Here is a 17,843-nt window from a genome sequence, read left to right on the forward strand (position 1 = left end):
AAGTATGAGTATAGTTTACATTATTCCACTATTCGGACTGATAGCACTGTTATTTACAGCCGTACAAAGTGCCTGGGTTTCACGCCAGGATGCAGGAAATGAAAAAATGACGGAGATAGCCAAACATATTGCAGACGGTGCAATGGCATTTCTGAAAGCGGAGTACAAGATCCTCACCTATTTTGTGATCATTGCCGCCCTGTTGTTAGGTTATATGGGATATTCCCACCACAATTCTGATTGGACGATTGCCCTTGCATTTATTATAGGCGCCATCTTTTCAGCCACTGCCGGTTTCATCGGCATGAAAATAGCCACCAAAGCGAATGTACGCACAGCGCAAGCTGCCCGTACCAGTCTTTCCCGTGCACTGAAAGTTTCCTTCACAGGAGGTTCTGTAATGGGAATGGGCGTTGCCGGTCTGGCTGTTTTAGGGCTGGGTGGATTGTTCATCATTTTAAAAGCATATTTCGGCGCAGATGTTGCCAATTCTGCTGAAATGATCAAAACCATTGAGGTACTGACCGGTTTCTCACTCGGCGCTGAGAGCATTGCGCTCTTTGCACGTGTAGGTGGCGGTATCTATACCAAAGCTGCAGACGTAGGTGCTGACCTCGTTGGTAAAGTAGAAGCAGGCATCCCTGAAGATGATCCACGCAACCCGGCTACCATTGCAGATAACGTAGGAGACAACGTAGGAGACGTAGCCGGTATGGGTGCGGATCTGTTCGGTTCTTATGTTGCAACAGTACTGGCAACCATGGTTCTGGGCGTTGAAACAATTTCCGCAAACGATCATTTTAGTGGCTTTGCTCCTGTTATCTTGCCAATGTTCATTGCCGGCATAGGTATTGTCCTTTCCATTATCGCTACTTTCTTTGTAAGGATCAGTGATAGTGCAGGTTTAAGCACAGGCGCCGTGCAGCGCGCATTAAATATGGGGAACTGGGGTTCTATTGTGCTCACCGCTATTGTATCCTACTTTGCCGTGAACTGGATCCTTCCAGAGACGATGGTCCTCCGCGGTTTTGAATTTACCCGCACAGGTGTATTCGGTGCTATCCTTGTAGGATTGGTAGTTGGTACCCTGATGAGTATTATCACAGAATATTACACCGCTATGGGTAAACGCCCGGTGAACTCTATCATCCGTCAATCTTCCACAGGTCATGCTACTAACATCATCGGCGGTCTGGCTGTGGGAATGGAATCTACCTTCCTGCCAATTCTTGTGCTGGCTGGTGGTATTTACGGTTCATTTGCGCTCGCCGGTCTTTACGGTGTGGCTATTGCAGCCGCAGGTATGATGGCCACTACAGCTATGCAACTGGCTATTGACGCTTTCGGTCCGATTGCAGATAACGCAGGCGGTATTGCAGAAATGAGTGAATTACCAAAAGAAGTACGTGAGAAAACAGATATCCTGGATGCAGTAGGTAATACCACTGCAGCTACAGGTAAAGGTTTCGCTATCGCTTCCGCTGCATTGACTGCGCTGGCGCTGTTTGCAGCTTATGTTGGCGTGGTAGAAGCCAATGGATACAAACTAAACAATATCATCAATATTTATAAAGCCGATGTATTGGCTGGTCTTTTTGTAGGTGCTATGATCCCCTTCATCTTCTCTTCCCTCGCTATCCGCGCGGTAGGTGAAGCAGCCATGAGTATGGTAGAAGAGGTTCGCCGCCAGTTCAGGACCATCCCTGGTATCATGGAAGGAACCGGCAAACCGGAATACGACAAATGTGTGGCCATCTCTACAGAAGCATCTATTAAAAAGATGATGTTACCTGGCGCTATCACTATCCTGTCTCCTATCCTGATCGGTTTCATCTTTGGACCTGAAGTACTGGGCGGTTTCCTGGCCGGTGCTACTGTTAGTGGTGTATTGATGGGTATGTTCCAGAACAACGCCGGTGGCGCCTGGGATAATGCCAAGAAATCTTTCGAAAAAGGTGTAGAGATCAATGGTGAGATCTACTATAAGAAATCAGAACCACATAAAGCTTCTGTTACCGGTGATACCGTAGGTGATCCATTTAAAGATACTTCTGGTCCTTCTATGAACATCCTGATCAAACTGATGTCCATCGTTTCCCTGGTAATAGCGCCAACTTTGGCTGAAATACATGGTAAATACCAGAAAGCTCAAAAAGAGCAGCCGAAAGTGGAACAAGTGACGCAAGCCCCCGTTGCAGCTGAGAAAGCTACAGCCATGGTACGCTAAACAAGTCATTACATTATATAAGAAGATCCCGGTAGCTGATGGTTACCGGGATCTTTTTTTTGGCGGTATCATTCCCGGCTCCTATCTTTGTACTGTAATTTTAAATATTACAGATTGATCCGAAGTAAATTCTCAGTATCCGTACACATCCTCAGCCTGATGGCTGGTCAGCCAGATGAATGGCTGTCTTCAGAGTACATTGCCAGTTCGCTGAACAGTAATCCTGCGCTTGTGCGTAAAGAACTGAGTGTGCTCCGGGAAGCCGGCCTGATAGAAAGTAAGGAAGGGAAAAATGGTGGCAGCAGGCTGGGAAAGGCCACAAAGGATATCCGGATGTCAGATATCTTCCTGCTGGTGAAGAATGGCCATGTTTTTGGCTTCGCCCCTAATGAACCTAATCCAAAATGTGCTGTGGGTGCACGTATCAATGGCGCGTTGGATGAATTATTCGGAGAAATTGATAACAGCATCTTTCAGAAGCTGCAGTCCATCACCCTGGCTGAATTCACTAAAAAGTACTTCTGATTTTTTTATGCACTAAACTGTAACAATATTTATAACACTTATATCATAAACTGTAACAATTTTAATAACAATTAATCCTTCCAACAATGTCAAATCAAGTATTAGTTCTTGGCGCAACTGGTTTTGCCGGCTCACAAGTAGTAAAGACCCTCACTGCAGAAGGCGTAAACGTAAAAGCCGCTACCCGTTTTCCTGAAAAATTCGTGGCTCCTGCAGCCAATGTATCCCCTGTTAAATTAGTGCTGGAAGATGCCACCACCTTTGCTCCTGCCCTGGCTGGCGTTGATAAGGTTTTCCTTTCGGCATTGCCCCTGGATGCGGATGCACACCTCAAACTAAATCCTTTCATCGATGAAGCGAAGAAAGCCAATGTGCAAAAGATCGTTTTCCTTTCTGCTATCGGCATGGAGAATCTCCCGGAGAGCCCGTTACGTAAAGTCGAATTACATCTGATCAATTCAGGGATCACTTATAATATTGTTCGCCCCAACTTCTTCATGGAAAATTTTTCAGATGGTTCTTTCAGCGCCACCGTTAAAGCTGTAGCACAGATCATCATCCCTGCAGAAAATGCCAAACTGGCCATGATCGCTACTTCAGACATCGCGGCAGTATCCGTTAAACTCCTGCTGGACGATTCATTAAAAGGACAGGAACTGACCCTTACCGGCCCGTCTTCCCTGGATACACATACCACTGCTGAGATCATCACTAAAGCAAGTGGAAGAAAGGTGACGTATGTTCCGGTAACTGAAGATGAAATGACACAGGCGGTGAAATCACACGGTCTTTCTGAAAGTGAAGCACAATATATTGCGGGATTGTTCCAGGCAGTAAGAGCTGGTTACATGGAGCCAATAACCACTGCTGTAAAGGATATCACCGGTAAAGAGCCAATTAGTTTCGAAACATTTGCCAAAGCGAACGTGAGCAGTTTCCAATAAAAAACTTCCACCCTCTTTTTTGCGCCCTGGTGGCAGAGAGGGTGTTTTTTTCTTTTAGGAGGCGCTTCCTAAACAAAGACGGATCCAATAAGGAGGCCCTTTCTAAATAAAGACTGATCCAATAAGGATCCGCCTCCTAAAAATAAACACCTATCCCAAAAGAAAAGAAAAAAAACCGCCCTTTGCAGCGCGGCAAACTCACTACATACCTTTCTTCAGTTCACTGGGACTCACGCCAAACTTCTTCCGGAAAGCATTGCTGAAATGCTGCAGAGAAGAATAACCCAACTCATCTGCAATATCTGTAAAGGAAAAAATTCCTTCCCGCATCATCTGTTTTGCCTGTTCCAGGCGATGGTCACTCAGGTAGCCGAATACCGTGGTATCAAACACTTTCCTGAAACCACTTTTCAGTTTAAACTCATTGATCCCCGCTTTACGCGCCAGGTCCATCAGAGACAAAGGATCTTGCGCATGTGCCAGCAGAAGGTCACGGGCATGATAGATCCTTTCTTCATCTGTACGGGATAGCTTATTTACTTCATGGCTATTGCGGGTGGCGATCTCTATTTGCTCACTTTGCAGGGCAAGTAATTCAATAGACTTGGATTGCAGGAAGAGTTTCTTTAATCCGCCCGTAAAGTGGCAATGCCTCACTTCATCTATCACCTGTAACATCCTGGGGGTGATATGATATCCCTTTGGATAGAAAACCGGCTTCCTGTTCTCTACCTGTTCTGCCATCTTATCCAGCACAGGGCCATTATTGGCCGCTATCTGTACAAACTTATCACTCATAAAACTCAATCCGAACAACTCCATTTCAGGCTGCCTGTCTATCCATAAAGACTCTTCCGTATCCGGGTTGTAATAAATATTATGCTGATGGCTGGACGTTTTAATATTGCCCGCCACCCCGTTTATATTCGCCGTTACTTCACCTTTTAGCATAAAATGCATCCCTATCCTTTGCAAGTGGTCCTTGCTTTCTATATGTAAGCGTTGATGTATGTGCATATTCCCAAACCCCAGCATAATGCCGTCAAAGTGCATTTCTCTGAACTCCGCTTTTCCAAACTCAAACTCTATCTTATATATAGACTCTCCCAAAACAGGCGACGTATAAGTGGCTGCTTCATAAGTATCATTATTATGATACAGTACGTCAGCCCTGTCGTTTTTGATGGTCATCGGCATATAAAAATCCGTTAGGTATAAATAATAATCCGTTTCATGCAAGCTTTAAAAGCTGGTAGATACGAGTTTTGCTTAAAATTATTCAAATTAAAAGACATGATCGGCATCTTCAAAACAAACATCAGCACCCTGCAGGATAAAAACAGGGTGGTTACTGCAATCGCCGGACATTTCAGCACCACCGACTGTACACTGGACCTTGAGGACTGCGATAAGGTCCTCCGGGTAATAAGCCAACAACTGGAAGAACAGCACGTTATCTCATTTGTCCGCAATCTGGGATACCACTGCACTGTACTGGACTGATTTCCTACTCTTAAATTGCAGCCTTTTCCACTGATAATCTATGATTTTCATCAGTTAGCCCCTGATTTCAAGGCTTTACCATGATTTAATTTCCTCCCCATAGGGGTATATGCTACTTTGCACGTCATATTCTCGGAAAAGCGCATATACACAGCGAAAATCCAATAAAACGATAAAAAACCTGGAAACCAATATGAAAACAACAGCAAACACGCTAATGCTCATTTGTTTATTAATGCTAACCACATTTAGCTTAATGGCACAACAGCAACGGTATACGGTTAGCGGATATGTTAAAGACGAACACTCTGGTGAATCATTAATAGGCATCTCCATTGGCAAACCCGGCACCTCTGTAGGTACGGTTACCAATGAATATGGATTTTACTCCCTTACCCTCCCTGCCGGTTCACATGAGATCCAATACTCTTACATGGGCTATAAACCTATTAAGATGACGATCGACCTCACCAGCAATAAACGCCAGGACATCAAGCTGGCACAGGCAGACCGCCAGTTGAATGAGGTAGTGATCACCAGCAAGCAACAGGAAAAGAATATCAATACACTCAATACCAGCTTGAATAAGCTGGACATCGCCGAGATGAAAAAGCTGCCCACATTCATGGGTGAAGTAGACGTTTTGCGCGCCATCCAAACCCTTCCCGGTGTAAATACAGTAGGTGAAGGCGCCGCCAGCTTCAATGTACGCGGTGGTGCAGGAGATGAAAACCTGATCCTGATGGATGAAGCCCCCGTTTATAACTCTACACACATGCTGGGTTTCTTCTCTGTATTCAACCCGGATGCGGTAAAGAACATCAATCTCATTAAAGGTGGTTTTCCGGCCGAATACGGCGGCAGAACTGCCTCTGTACTCGATATCAGGATGAAGGACGGCAATAACCAGAAACTGGGCCTTACAGGCGGTATCGGGAATATCTTTAGCCGCCTTGCGGTAGAAGGTCCCATCCAAAAAGATAAGTCTTCTTTCATCATTGCAGGCAGGCGCTCTTACATGGATGTGATGATGAAGCCTTTTATGAAAGGGGACATGAAGGATACCAAGCTGTACTTCTATGATCTTACCGCCAAAGTGAACTTTAACCTCAATAAGAATAACAGCCTTTTTGTGAGTGGTTATTTTGGACGGGATGTATTTGGATTTGGCGGCCAGGTGAACATGAACTGGGGTAATACCACTACTTCCGTACGCTGGAACCACATCTTCAATAACCGCCTGTTCATGAACCTCACCACTTATTACACCAAGTATGATTACAGTCTGGAATTCAAAAGCAAGGAAACGGATGTTGCCAAGCAAAGTTATAAATGGACTTCCAACATTATCAATTACGGCATAAAACCAGCATTCACTTATTATATCAATTCCAACAATACCCTGCATTTTGGTGTACAATCTGTACTCTATACATTTAAGCCGGGTAAAGGAACAGCCACTGATGGAGAAACGACCAATGAAACGGTACTGAAAGATAAGAATGCCCTGGAAGGCGCCGTATACCTGGATCATGAGTTGAAAGCAGGCAAGTTTGGTGTGCAATACGGCGTACGTTTATCAGGCTTCCAGTTTCGCGGAAAAGGTACTGCCTATTATTATGCAGACACCACCGCAGGCATCCGCAAACGCCTGGACCATACGCAGGAATTTGCCGCCGGCAAAACCATTGCTGACTACTATTTCCTTGAACCACGCATCTCCGCAAAATATAAACTGAATGCCACGAGTGCAGTAAAAGCAGCTTACAGCCGCAGCGCACAATACATGCATCAGCTCAGTAACACGGCATCCCCTACCCCTGTAGACATCTGGACGCCGGTAACCAACAACGTAAAACCACAGTTAACAGACCAGGTTACAGCCGGTTACTTCTACAATGCTCCCGGAGATAAGTTTGAGCTTTCTGCAGAAGTATTCTATAAAACAATGAAAGATCAGCTGGACTTTATTGATAACTCAGACCTCGATCTGAATGAATTTATTGAAGCAGACCTGCTGGCATCCACAGGCCGCGCATATGGTTTGGAACTCTATGTTAAAAAAGATATAGGAAATACAACAGGCTGGGTAAGTTATACCCTCTCCCGCTCAGAACGTAAAACGCCCGGCATCAGTCAGAGTGAATGGTTCATCAACAGGTATGACCGTACCCACAATGTGAACGTGGTAGTATCACATGAGTTCACTAAAAGGATCAGCATGGGTGCTAACTGGGTGTTTGCATCCGGTACGCCTGCTACGTTTGCAGATGCACGTCTTGAATTCCAGGATTGGGATATTCCTTACAACACAACAGAAAAACGTAACAACTACCGCCTGAAACCATTCCACAGACTGGATCTTTCTGTAACCTGGAAAGGCAAACAATTAAAGCGCTGGAAAGGAGAATGGGTGTTCTCACTGTATAACGTATATGCCCGCAGGAATGCCTACACCGTGTATTTCAGGCAGAACGAGGATGATCCCAATAAGAAAGAAGCAGTACGCCTTTCTATCATTGGATCTATCATTCCCGGCATTACCTACAACTTCAAGTTTTAACCATTCGCAAAGCATTTAATAATATGAAAAGGATCATCAACATATTCGCCATCCTGGTAACAGCAGCAGCAGGCTTCACTTCGTGTGAAGACGTGATAGACCTGGATATTCCCAACGGGAAAACATTCGCTGTAGTAGATGCATGGATCACCAATGAAGCAGGTAAACAGAGCATCCGCATCACGGAATCTGTTCCCTACACTGCTACAGGCGCTGCTCCGGCTATCAGTGATGCAGTAGTGGTATTAACAGACCTCACAGACAACAAGACTTATCCATTCACCTTTGCCAATGGCGTGTATAGTCACGATCCGGGTTTAGATAAAAGCATCGGTGTATTGAATCATGCTTACAAACTGAGGATAGAACTGAAAACAGAAGTGTTTGAAGCCATCGACACCATTAAAAGAGTGCCGGAGATAGATTCCATCTCCTACGAATTCAAAACAGAAGAAAATTCAGCAAGCAATGAAGAAGGATATTATGCACGTTTCTGGGGCCGCGACCTGGCAGGCGCATCTGATTATTACTGGGTGAGGAGTTACCGTAACACAAAGGAAAATCGTGTGGGAGATGCATTTGCAGTAGACGGTTCTTACCAGGAATATGTATCAGACAGTGCTATTTTCATCGTTCCCATTAGTGAAAGCATCACCGATTGGGATAAACCTTTTCAGCTGAATGAAACGGTGATCGTACGCCTCGCTTCCCTCACCAAAAGCAGCCATACCTTCCTCACCCATGTGGAATCACAGCTGAACAATGGTGGTCTCTTCGCAAAGATCCTGGAGAATGTAAAGAGCAATATCAAAAATACAAACGCTTCCAGCGAAACCAGGGTACTCGGCTGGTTCGGTACCTCAGCCGTAAAGTTTAAGGAAAGAGTAATTCGTTAAATATAAAATTCCATTTGTATGAAAACAACGAAAATAGTTTTAGTACTTATCACCATGCTGGCAGCGCAATTGAGCTTTGCACAGGATAGTAAGATAGAATCACTGGCAGGTGGAGGAAAAGGCAAGATCAGGGTAGGCGGCTTTGGTGCACCTACCATCAAGTTCACCACATTTGATGACCAACTGGGCATCCTGATGGGCGGTTATGCCGGCGTGATGCTGAACAGCAAACTGATGCTGGGAGCAGGTGCATATGCCCTGGTGAATAATATTGAAGCAGCCCGTACCAATGCAGCAGATCCTACCTTATACTGGAACATGTGGTACACTGGATTTGTACCAGAGTATACCTTCAAATCCAATAAACTCTTCCATGCTGCCGTAAGCGCCCTCATCGGTGGTGGCGGCGTGATGAAGAACGAACGTTATAAAGGTTTTGATGAGGATAGCGACAACCTGGATTACAGCGGCTTTTTCGTTGCGGAACCACAAGTGAATTTTGAAATGAACATCACCTCCTACCTGCGTGTAGCTATCGGCGGCTCTTACCGTTTCGTGAGTGGATCCAGCACCCAGGGTATTACGGATGACAAACTGAGCGGCCCTGCTGCCCACTTTACCATCAAGGCAGGACGGTTTTAATTAATTATGGATTGTCAGTTACGAATTACGAATGAGGAGTTACAATTAGGCAAAAAATTGGTAACTTTTGGTAGAAAGAATATACATTTCATTCGTTTTCGTAATTGACAATCTGTAATTGATCCTCATGCCTGACCTGATCCATTATGCCATTCCCGGGTTTGTGTTACTGCTCACGGCAGAAGTGATCTTTTCGGCCTGGGACAAACGGGGCCTGTATGAAACCAAAGATGCAGCAAGTAGCATTGCCATGGGGCTCGGGAATGTTTTCATTGGTTTACTTACCAAAGGTGTTATCTACCTCATCTATACACTCATTTACCAGTTCAGGATCTTCACCCTCGATGCCAGCCTTTGGTGGGTATGGGTTTTATGTTTCTTTGCAGATGATCTCTCCTATTATTGGTTCCACCGGCTCAGTCATAATATCCGCTTCTTCTGGGCATCGCATGTAGTACATCATTCTTCCCAAAAGTATAACCTCTCTACTGCGCTGCGCCAAAACTGGACCGGCAACCTGACCGGCACCTTTGCTTTCTGGCTCTGGATGCCATTCCTGGGTTTTCATCCCGCTATGGTAATGACCATGCAGGCCATCAGCCTGATCTACCAGTTCTGGATCCATACGGAAGCCATCCATAAACTGCCCCGCCCCATTGAATTCATCTTTAATACCCCTTCCCATCATAGAGTACACCATGCCTCAGACCTGAAGTACCTGGACAAGAACCATGCAGGCGTACTGATCATATGGGACCGGATGTTTGGTACCTTCCAGCCGGAACAGGAAAGGCCGGTATTTGGGCTTACCCGTAATATTCAAACCTATAATCCTTTAAAGATAGCCACCCATGAATGGGCAGAGATAGGTAAAGACCTTCGTAAAGCGCGTACCTGGCGTGATGCCTGGCATTATTTATTTGCACCGCCGGGCTGGAGCCATGACGGTAGTAAGAAAACCACCAGCCAGCTAAAGGCTGATGCTGCTTCCACTCCTCCTTCCCCATCGCCATCCATATAAATATTATGGGGGGTATTTTGTAATTACGAAAAGTATCGTACATTTGATTACGAAGATATTCGTACAACACAAATAACCGATATGAACAAGCATATAAAACCGACGGAAAGTGAATTGGAGATCCTTGGGATCCTTTGGGAGCGTGGGGCCAGTACTGTCAGAGAAGTACATGAGATCCTGGAACAAAGTAAAGAGGCCGGTTATACCACTACCCTCAAGCTCATGCAGATCATGCATGAAAAAGGGATCCTCACCAGGGATGCAAGTGCCAAGACGCATATATATGAAGCCAATGTTTCCCGTGAGCGCACGCAGCAACAGTTATTAAATAAGATGATCGATACCGTGTATAATGGTTCCGCTACACAATTGGTGATGCAGGCGCTCGGCCACCATCGTTCTTCACAGGAAGAACTGGATCAGATCCGTCAATACCTTAACGAAATGGAAAAAAAGCAGAAATAAAACTTTTGCCATGAACTCGTTGCTTCCTTTTACCACAGACATTATCCGTGCATTCGGCTGGACGCTCCTGCACTCCTTCTGGCAAGCATTTTTCGTATATGCCTGTCTCCGGATCGTACTACGGATATGGCCCATGGCCAGCGCCGCTATCAAGTATCATTTGTCCTTCCTTTCCCTGGCCGGGATTGCAGGATGGTTCCTGGTTACCTTTTACAACCAGTTAAACGCCATCAAAGAAGTTCAGAAGATACAGGAAATGGCAATGACCTGGGATACTGCTACCATTGCTGCAGCGATGGAGCAACTCCCGAAGCAAAGCAACGGGCTGCAGGCAATGCTTCCTGGAATGGAATCGTACTTCCCCTTCCTCGTAGCTGTTTATATCATAGGTGTTACCCTTATGACCATCAAATTGTGCCTGGATCTGGCACAACTGCGCCAGATGCGGCAGGAAGGCATCTCCGCAATGGGCGTAACCTGGGATGAACATCTGTTAAAACTGGCTGTTAGCATGGGCGTTACCCGTAAGGTACAACTGTTCATTTCTCAGCATTTACAGGTTCCGGTCATGATCGGTTTCCTTAAACCGGTCATTCTGCTTCCGGCAGCCATGGTCAGTAATCTTAGCCCGGAACAATTGGAGACGATCCTCCTTCATGAACTGGCGCACATTAAACGCAATGATTACCTGTTGAATATCTTCCAGTCAATTGTAGAAACCATCCTTTTCTTTAACCCGTTTGTTTGGTGGATCTCCAAAAACATCCGCCTGGAAAGGGAGCATTGTTGTGACGATCTGGTAATTGCCGGAACCGTACAACCGCTACATTATGCAAAAGCGCTGGTTGCGCTGGAAGAATACCGTTTAACAGCAAACCCCATGGCCATGGCCGCAGCGGATGATAAACATCATTTACTTCACCGCATCAAACGCATCATGGAAATGAAAACTAAAAACCTTAACTATAGCCAACGTGTACTTGCCCTGCTCATTATTGTGGTAGGCCTGGTATCTATTGCCTGGTTAAATCCGGGAAACAGATCAGAAAAGAAAGAGAAGAAGTCAACCTTTATTGGAATGGCCTCTGATACCATTCCCGTTCCTCCACCAACGCCTGCTCCGTTACCTGCTGTAAAAGCGGTACCAGCACCAGCGACACCTCCGGCGGTAACACCACCGTCTCCGGTACCGGCCCCGGATGCTCCACCAACACCAGCACCAGCACCCGCTCCGGCTCCATCACCTGCTTTTCAATCATTAACACCGATGGCTCCAATGGCTCCAATGGCACCGCCAGCCTTGAGTTATTATGTGTCGGCAATGCCTCCAACACCAGCGCCTGTTAGTGTCTATTATGCTCCGTACAATGCTTATTTCGCGAATATTGACACCACTACCCCGCGCTCGAGGAAGATCATTGTAAAAGGAGATGATGGCGTGGAAAAAGAATATAACAGCATCGCAGAAATGCCGGAAGCTGATCGTAAGAAAATGGAAGAAAATTACATCCGTATGCAGCAACAGTATGCAGACATGCAAAAGCAGCCGCAGAGGATGAATTTCAATTATAACAGTTACAATAAGGATTTCAAGATCAACAAAGCCGAGTTCGAAAAAGCCATGAAAGCGGCAGAAGAAGCCGTTAAGAAAACAGACTGGAGCAAAATGGGAAAAGAGATCGAAGCCAGTATGAAAAAGATCAACTGGGATAAGATGAACAAGGATGTGCAAGAGAGTCTGAAGAAAATGAAGTTGGATAATAAGATGAGTGAGATCCAGTTCAATAAACTGAAAGATGAGATCAAGATCCACTTTAATAAAGCTGATTGGGAAAAGGTCAATAAACAAATGCAGGAAAGCCTGAAAAAAGTAGACTGGGAGAAGATCGATAAGCAAATGAAGGAGAGTATGGAAAAGATGAAGATGAACTTTGATTCATCCAGGAACTTCCATTACAACCGGGATGGCTCCTATAACCGGGATGAAGATCATTCCAGGGAAATGGAGGAGCTGCAGGTCACTCAGAAAGAAGCTTTTCGTGAAGCTTATCATGCACAGGCAGATGCGAGAAGGGTTACAGCAGAGCAACGGGCTGAAGTTGCCCGCGTTCATGCAGAACAACGTGCACAAAACGACAGGATACAGACTGAACAACGTGCAGAGAATGCCAGGATACAGTCCGAACAGCGCGGGCAAAATAACCGGATAGTGGCTGAACAGGTTGCGCGAAATAAAAGTATTCAGTCAGAACAGCTTGCACAGAATGACAGGATCCGTTCAGAACAACGTGCAGAAAATGACAGGATCCGTTCAGAACAACGCAAAGTAGCAGGTGAAATACGCCAGGTGGCTTCCGAAAAACGCGCCAGGGAAGCTGAAGCCCGTCATAAAGCTTTAAATGAAATGCTCGATGGTATGCAAAAGGATAACCTGCTGGATCGTGAAAAAGACTTCGAAATCGAGAAGAAAGGAGATGACCTTTATATCAATGGGAAAAAGCAACCAGATGAAGTAAATAAGAAATATGAACAATATCTTAAAAACAAGAACGTTACTATAAAGAAAAGTAAAGATAATTTTCATATGAATACCCAGGATAACCGTTAAAAAGCCCGGCTCTTTAACCTTCCATGCTAACCAATTCGCCGCCATTCTATCAACATAAAGCTGCTACCTGTATGGGTAGCAGCTTTTTTTATTATATTTGCCCTTCGTTTATTCACCATTAAAAAACCCGTTTATGCCGTCTTTCGACATCGTGAGCAAAGTAGACCACCAAACGCTGGATAACGCTATCAATACCGTAAAGAAGGAAATAACCACCCGTTACGACTTCAAGGGTTCTCATGTTAGTATCGAGCTGGATAAAAAAGAATTGATCCTGAAACTGGAAGTGGAAAGTGATATGAAGCTGGAACAGGTAATTGAAGTATTGATCAGCAGAACCATGCGCCAGGGCCTTGATGCTTCCATCTATGACCTGAGCAAAGAGCCCTACCAGAGCGGGAAAGTGTATAAAAAGGATGTGCCGGTGCGGAATGGGATCAAGCAGGAGGACGCCAAGAAGATCGTAAAAATGATCAAAGATGCCGGTTTGAAGGTGCAAGCCGCCATCATGGACGATATTGTACGGGTTACAGCTAAGAAAATAGATGATTTACAGGAAGTTATACAAAAAGCCAAGGAAGCCAACCTGGGTATACCTTTACAGTATGTAAATATGAAAAGCTAGAATTTTCTTTGCTATTTTAAATATATCAGTTACCTTTGCGTTCTGATTTTATTAACTTATTTGATATGAAACAGGGAATTCATCCGGAAAATTATAGATTCGTAGTGTTTAAAGATATGTCAAATGGCGAAAGCTTTTTGAGCCGTTCCACCACCAATTCTCGCGAAACCGTGAAATGGGAAGATGGCAACGAGTATCCGTTGATCAAACTTGAGATCTCCAATACTTCACATCCTTTCTACACAGGAAAGAATGTAATGTTGGATACCGCTGGTCGTATCGACAAGTTCAACAAACGTTACAAGAAAGACGCTAAATAAGCTTCTTTGTAAATATTTTAACGATCCCGCCGGTTAATATCGGCGGGATTTCTTTATTTTAGCCGGTTATGAACCCGCACTACATCCTGTTTGATACGCCTGAGCGCGACCAGTTGTTTCCCTTTACGCATACCCGCGCGGTAGCGGCCTGTAAAACAGGTTTGCTCACCATCCGGGAGAAATGGGAAAGATGGTTGCAAACCTCCCCCATCAGTTATATTACGATGGATTACCTGGAGGCAAAATATCCTCTGATCAAAGCCCCTAAAAATGCCGTAAATGTATTGGTGAACGGTCACCTCCTACCCTCCGCCGCACTTTTAAAGACCATCCGTAAAATGGTAGCCGGCCAGGAATTATATAAAAATGGACGATTACTGGTTAAAGTTGTGAGCGGGGACGATTTCTTCATGCCGCCCAGCCAGAGCAGGATAGATTTTGAAGGCGAAGTACTGCGTATTGATCAGCCATGGCAGATCACACAATATAACGACAGGGCCATCCGCGATGATTTTGAATTACTTACAAAAGGACGTACTTCAGCCCCCATTTCCCCCACCAACCAGGTTTTCAACGCAGAACAAATTTTCATAGAACCGGGAGCATCTGTAGAATGCAGTGTGCTGAATGCTGTGAACGGTCCCATTTACATAGGAAAAAACGCATTGATCATGGAAGGCTGCCTGATCCGCGGCCCTTTTGGTATCGGAGAAAACTCCGTGCTTAAGATGGGCACCAGGATCTATGGCGCCACATCTATTGGTGACCATTGTGTAGTAGGTGGCGAAGTAAAGAACACCGTGTTCTTCGACAATACCAATAAAAGTCATGATGGCTACCTGGGTGATGCCGTGATAGGTGAATGGTGTAACCTTGGCGCACATACCTGCTGTTCCAACATGAAGAACAACGCCCGGGAAGTAAGGGTATGGATGGAAGCCAAGAACGAAGCCTGGTCTGCCGGCAACAAATGCGGTGTGCTAATGGGAGATTACAGCAGATGTGGTATAAACACGATGTTCAATACTGGAACTGTAGTGGGTGTATCCTCCAATGTATTTGGCGGCAATTTCCCGCCCAAATTCGTGCCTTCTTTCAGTTGGGGAGGCACAGATACCCAGGAGCGTTACCGGCTCAATGAAGCCCTCCGTGATGCGGATTCCTGGATGCAGTTAAAGGGGCAGGAACTTACGCCGGCGGATGAACAAATATTAACACATTTATTTCAAGGGTAATTGTGTATTTTTCGCGCTTCAAATTACCTGAATCGAAATAATAAATTCATATGAGAAAGAAGATCGTAGCAGCTAACTGGAAAATGAACCTTACGCTCGCACAAGGCGAACAACTGGTGAATGACATCATCGCAGCTGGTATCAAATTATCAGAAGACCAGGAAGTGGTGATAGCACCACCTTTCCCCTACCTGATCAAAGTAAAGCAACTCATCCGGAACTATCCCGGCATCTACCTGGCCGCACAAAACTGCTACAGCGAAAAATCCGGCGCTTATACCGGTGAAGTATCTGCAGAGATGTTACAGTCCATTGGAGTGGATTTCGTGATCATCGGCCACTCTGAGCGCAGAGAGTATTTCTCCGAAAGCAATGCACAACTGGCGAAGAAAATAGACCTGGCCCTGGCAAATGGTATCAAACCTATCTTCTGCTGCGGAGAGCCCCTGGAAATAAGGAAAGCAGAAACACAGAACACCTATGTGGCACAGCAATTACAGGAAAGCCTCTATCACCTGGATGCAGCAGCACTGAAAAATGTTGTGATCGCTTATGAACCTATCTGGGCTATCGGCACAGGCTTAACAGCCAGCGCACAACAGGCACAGGATATGCATGCTTTTATCAGGTCACAGATCGCAGAGCAATTTGGACGTGAGGCAGCCCTGGGTATTTCTATCCTGTACGGCGGAAGCGCAAAACCTTCCAATGCCAAAGAACTCTTTGCTTCTCCTGATGTGGATGGCGGCCTGATTGGCGGCGCATCGCTGGTGGCAGCAGACTTTACAGCTATTGTTCAAAGCTTTTAATAAAATACCAGGGCCTGCATCAGTGTAATAACACCTTTGATGCAGGCCCATTTTTTTTAGTATATTTTGCTAAAATTATTAGTATTTCCAAAAATGTTAGTATATTCGTGTTGTGAAAGAAAGGATGGATTATTCATTATTGCTGTTAATGATTAAGATCCGATCAAATTGATGATTGCACAATCGTAATGACATGGAACAAGAAGTATTATATGACTACATGTTGGTAATACATCCTGATGCACAAACGGTGCAGGATGTGAGTATGTTCAAGCACCTGATCGCGGAGGAACTAGGGCCCTTCAACGGTGCTTTTACACAGGCACATATCTCTTTATTCCGATCGGAATTCCCGGACAGGTATGAAGCGGATTTTATCCAGATGCTGGAAACACTGGCAACGGACCTCTCCGCTTTTACCGTGTATACTTCCAGGATCGACCATTGCAGGCAGGAAGAGTCAAGGCACACGTTATATGTGAACGTAGCTAACCCAAAGCCGGTAGAAGACCTGCACAAGAAGATCTTGCACACGTTTGAGCTGAAAACCAGTTCTTACAAACCGCACATTGCATTGGCCAGGTCCATTAACACCCAACAGTTCAATCAGCTGGCGCCTTATTTTTCCAATAAGATGTTCGTACGCAGTTTTCACTGTCACAGCTTCAGCCTTTTAAGGAAACCTTCCCGGGGAGGCAGATACGAAGTAATACGTGAATTCCAGTTTGGAAAAGATCAGTCAGCAGATCAGTCATTATTTCAACATACCCAGGCAGTGGAACGCCGCCTTGCAGTAAGAGCATAAAACATACTTCTTCCGCCTTTCAAGAGTCAGTATCAATATCCCTCTAACGGGTCGGGCGTTCGTCTCCCGGCCCCTCCTCTACTTACGACCCAACAAATTTACCAAACATACCTAACGCGCCCGCATGAGCTGTAATAAGAGCCTGTTCTCCATCTGCTGTACCCCACGGTTACAGCGCAGGTAGAGCAGTACTTCTTTTCAGCTTGTATAGTGCATACTTAGACGTGAGATTATTCATCGGAGATGATGATAATGATCAGTTATGCGCATAGAAATATGCCCTGCTGGCTTAATGCCCTGCATCCATGATGCTTCTTCTCCGTAAATTTAAATACATGGAATGGGTTTCAATTAAACCATGCTACCAGGATGGGAAAATGCAATACACTGAAGAACAAGCTGTATTTTCTCTTCTTACGAAAGCAGGCTTTCAACTGGAACACATGAGGAGAGCGGTTTTCCCTTCAGTTATTGAATATTTTTATTTTCATCCATCTTTACATATACAGGTGCATGAAGTGCAGGGTTCAGACACAGAGGCATCTCAATTCTTTATTTTTTATCCCGGCGGCAGCACCGCATTTGCAAAGGGCTTTGATCAGCTACAGCAAAGGTTTGCCGCCGGGACAACAGGTAACTTTATTATTTATTAATA

17 protein-coding genes are annotated in these 17,843 nt (G+C 45.2%); 16 read left to right on the forward strand and 1 reads right to left on the reverse strand.

Going from position 1 to position 17,843, the window contains the following annotated elements; all coding sequences use genetic code 11:
- The first annotated feature begins 4 nt into the window (after positions 1–4).
- The 3 genes from GFS24_RS10645 to GFS24_RS10655 all read left to right on the forward strand — a co-directional run bounded on the left by GFS24_RS10645 (position 5) and on the right by GFS24_RS10655 (position 3,696).
- Positions 5–2,227, forward strand: coding sequence for a sodium-translocating pyrophosphatase (locus GFS24_RS10645; RefSeq protein ID WP_153659541.1), 2,223 nt, complete (start codon positions 5–7; stop codon positions 2,225–2,227).
- Positions 2,228–2,341: 114 nt separating this feature from the next.
- Complete coding sequence (locus GFS24_RS10650) at positions 2,342–2,752, forward strand: Rrf2 family transcriptional regulator (protein WP_153659542.1); 411 nt, start codon at positions 2,342–2,344, stop codon at positions 2,750–2,752.
- Positions 2,753–2,838: 86 nt separating this feature from the next.
- Positions 2,839–3,696, forward strand: a complete 858-nt coding sequence (locus tag GFS24_RS10655) for an NAD(P)H-binding protein (RefSeq protein WP_153659543.1) — start codon at positions 2,839–2,841, stop codon at positions 3,694–3,696.
- 201 nt (positions 3,697–3,897) lie between these two features.
- On the opposite strand, the gene GFS24_RS10660 is transcribed toward GFS24_RS10655, so the two are convergent.
- Complete coding sequence (locus GFS24_RS10660) at positions 3,898–4,893, reverse strand: AraC family transcriptional regulator (RefSeq protein WP_153659544.1); 996 nt, start codon at positions 4,891–4,893, stop codon at positions 3,898–3,900.
- Positions 4,894–4,989: 96 nt separating this feature from the next.
- Between GFS24_RS10660 and GFS24_RS10665 the strand changes: the two genes are divergently transcribed.
- From GFS24_RS10665 to GFS24_RS10725, 13 genes are all read left to right on the forward strand, one after another.
- Complete coding sequence (locus GFS24_RS10665; protein ID WP_153659545.1) at positions 4,990–5,199, forward strand: hypothetical protein; 210 nt, start codon at positions 4,990–4,992, stop codon at positions 5,197–5,199.
- 193 nt (positions 5,200–5,392) lie between these two features.
- The gene (locus GFS24_RS10670) at positions 5,393–7,762 is read left to right on the forward strand and encodes a TonB-dependent receptor (RefSeq protein WP_153659546.1); all 2,370 of its coding nucleotides are present in this window, start codon (positions 5,393–5,395) and stop codon (positions 7,760–7,762) included.
- A gap of 23 nt (positions 7,763–7,785) precedes the next feature.
- Positions 7,786–8,658 (forward strand): DUF4249 domain-containing protein, encoded by an 873-nt coding sequence (locus tag GFS24_RS10675; protein WP_153659547.1) that lies wholly within the window; start codon positions 7,786–7,788, stop codon positions 8,656–8,658.
- An 18-nt stretch (positions 8,659–8,676) separates the two neighbouring features.
- Positions 8,677–9,300: a hypothetical protein gene (locus GFS24_RS10680; RefSeq protein ID WP_153659548.1), complete on the forward strand. Its 624-nt coding sequence runs from the start codon at positions 8,677–8,679 to the stop codon at positions 9,298–9,300.
- A 127-nt stretch (positions 9,301–9,427) separates the two neighbouring features.
- Positions 9,428–10,321, forward strand: coding sequence for a sterol desaturase family protein (locus GFS24_RS10685; RefSeq protein WP_153659549.1), 894 nt, complete (start codon positions 9,428–9,430; stop codon positions 10,319–10,321).
- Between the two features lie 81 nt (positions 10,322–10,402).
- The gene (locus tag GFS24_RS10690; protein ID WP_153659550.1) at positions 10,403–10,786 is read left to right on the forward strand and encodes a BlaI/MecI/CopY family transcriptional regulator; all 384 of its coding nucleotides are present in this window, start codon (positions 10,403–10,405) and stop codon (positions 10,784–10,786) included.
- Between the two features lie 10 nt (positions 10,787–10,796).
- A complete protein-coding gene (locus GFS24_RS10695) occupies positions 10,797–13,394 on the forward strand; it encodes a M56 family metallopeptidase (protein WP_153659551.1) in 2,598 nt (865 codons plus the stop codon).
- 133 nt (positions 13,395–13,527) lie between these two features.
- Positions 13,528–14,019 carry a YajQ family cyclic di-GMP-binding protein gene (locus GFS24_RS10700; protein ID WP_153659552.1) on the forward strand — a complete coding sequence of 164 codons (492 nt, stop codon included), beginning with the start codon at positions 13,528–13,530 and terminating at the stop codon, positions 14,017–14,019.
- A gap of 65 nt (positions 14,020–14,084) precedes the next feature.
- A complete protein-coding gene (locus tag GFS24_RS10705; RefSeq protein ID WP_153659553.1) occupies positions 14,085–14,339 on the forward strand; it encodes a type B 50S ribosomal protein L31 in 255 nt (84 codons plus the stop codon).
- A gap of 68 nt (positions 14,340–14,407) precedes the next feature.
- A complete protein-coding gene (locus GFS24_RS10710) occupies positions 14,408–15,574 on the forward strand; it encodes a putative sugar nucleotidyl transferase (RefSeq protein ID WP_153659554.1) in 1,167 nt (388 codons plus the stop codon).
- 50 nt (positions 15,575–15,624) lie between these two features.
- Positions 15,625–16,383 (forward strand): triose-phosphate isomerase, encoded by a 759-nt coding sequence (tpiA, locus tag GFS24_RS10715; RefSeq protein WP_153659555.1) that lies wholly within the window; start codon positions 15,625–15,627, stop codon positions 16,381–16,383.
- A 193-nt stretch (positions 16,384–16,576) separates the two neighbouring features.
- Positions 16,577–17,188 carry a 2'-5' RNA ligase family protein gene (locus GFS24_RS10720; RefSeq protein ID WP_153659556.1) on the forward strand — a complete coding sequence of 204 codons (612 nt, stop codon included), beginning with the start codon at positions 16,577–16,579 and terminating at the stop codon, positions 17,186–17,188.
- 335 nt (positions 17,189–17,523) lie between these two features.
- Positions 17,524–17,841 (forward strand): hypothetical protein, encoded by a 318-nt coding sequence (locus tag GFS24_RS10725; RefSeq protein WP_153659557.1) that lies wholly within the window; start codon positions 17,524–17,526, stop codon positions 17,839–17,841.
- Positions 17,842–17,843 lie beyond the last annotated feature (2 nt).

Source organism: Chitinophaga sp. SYP-B3965, from assembly GCF_009647655.1.
GTDB lineage: Bacteria > Bacteroidota > Bacteroidia > Chitinophagales > Chitinophagaceae > Chitinophaga.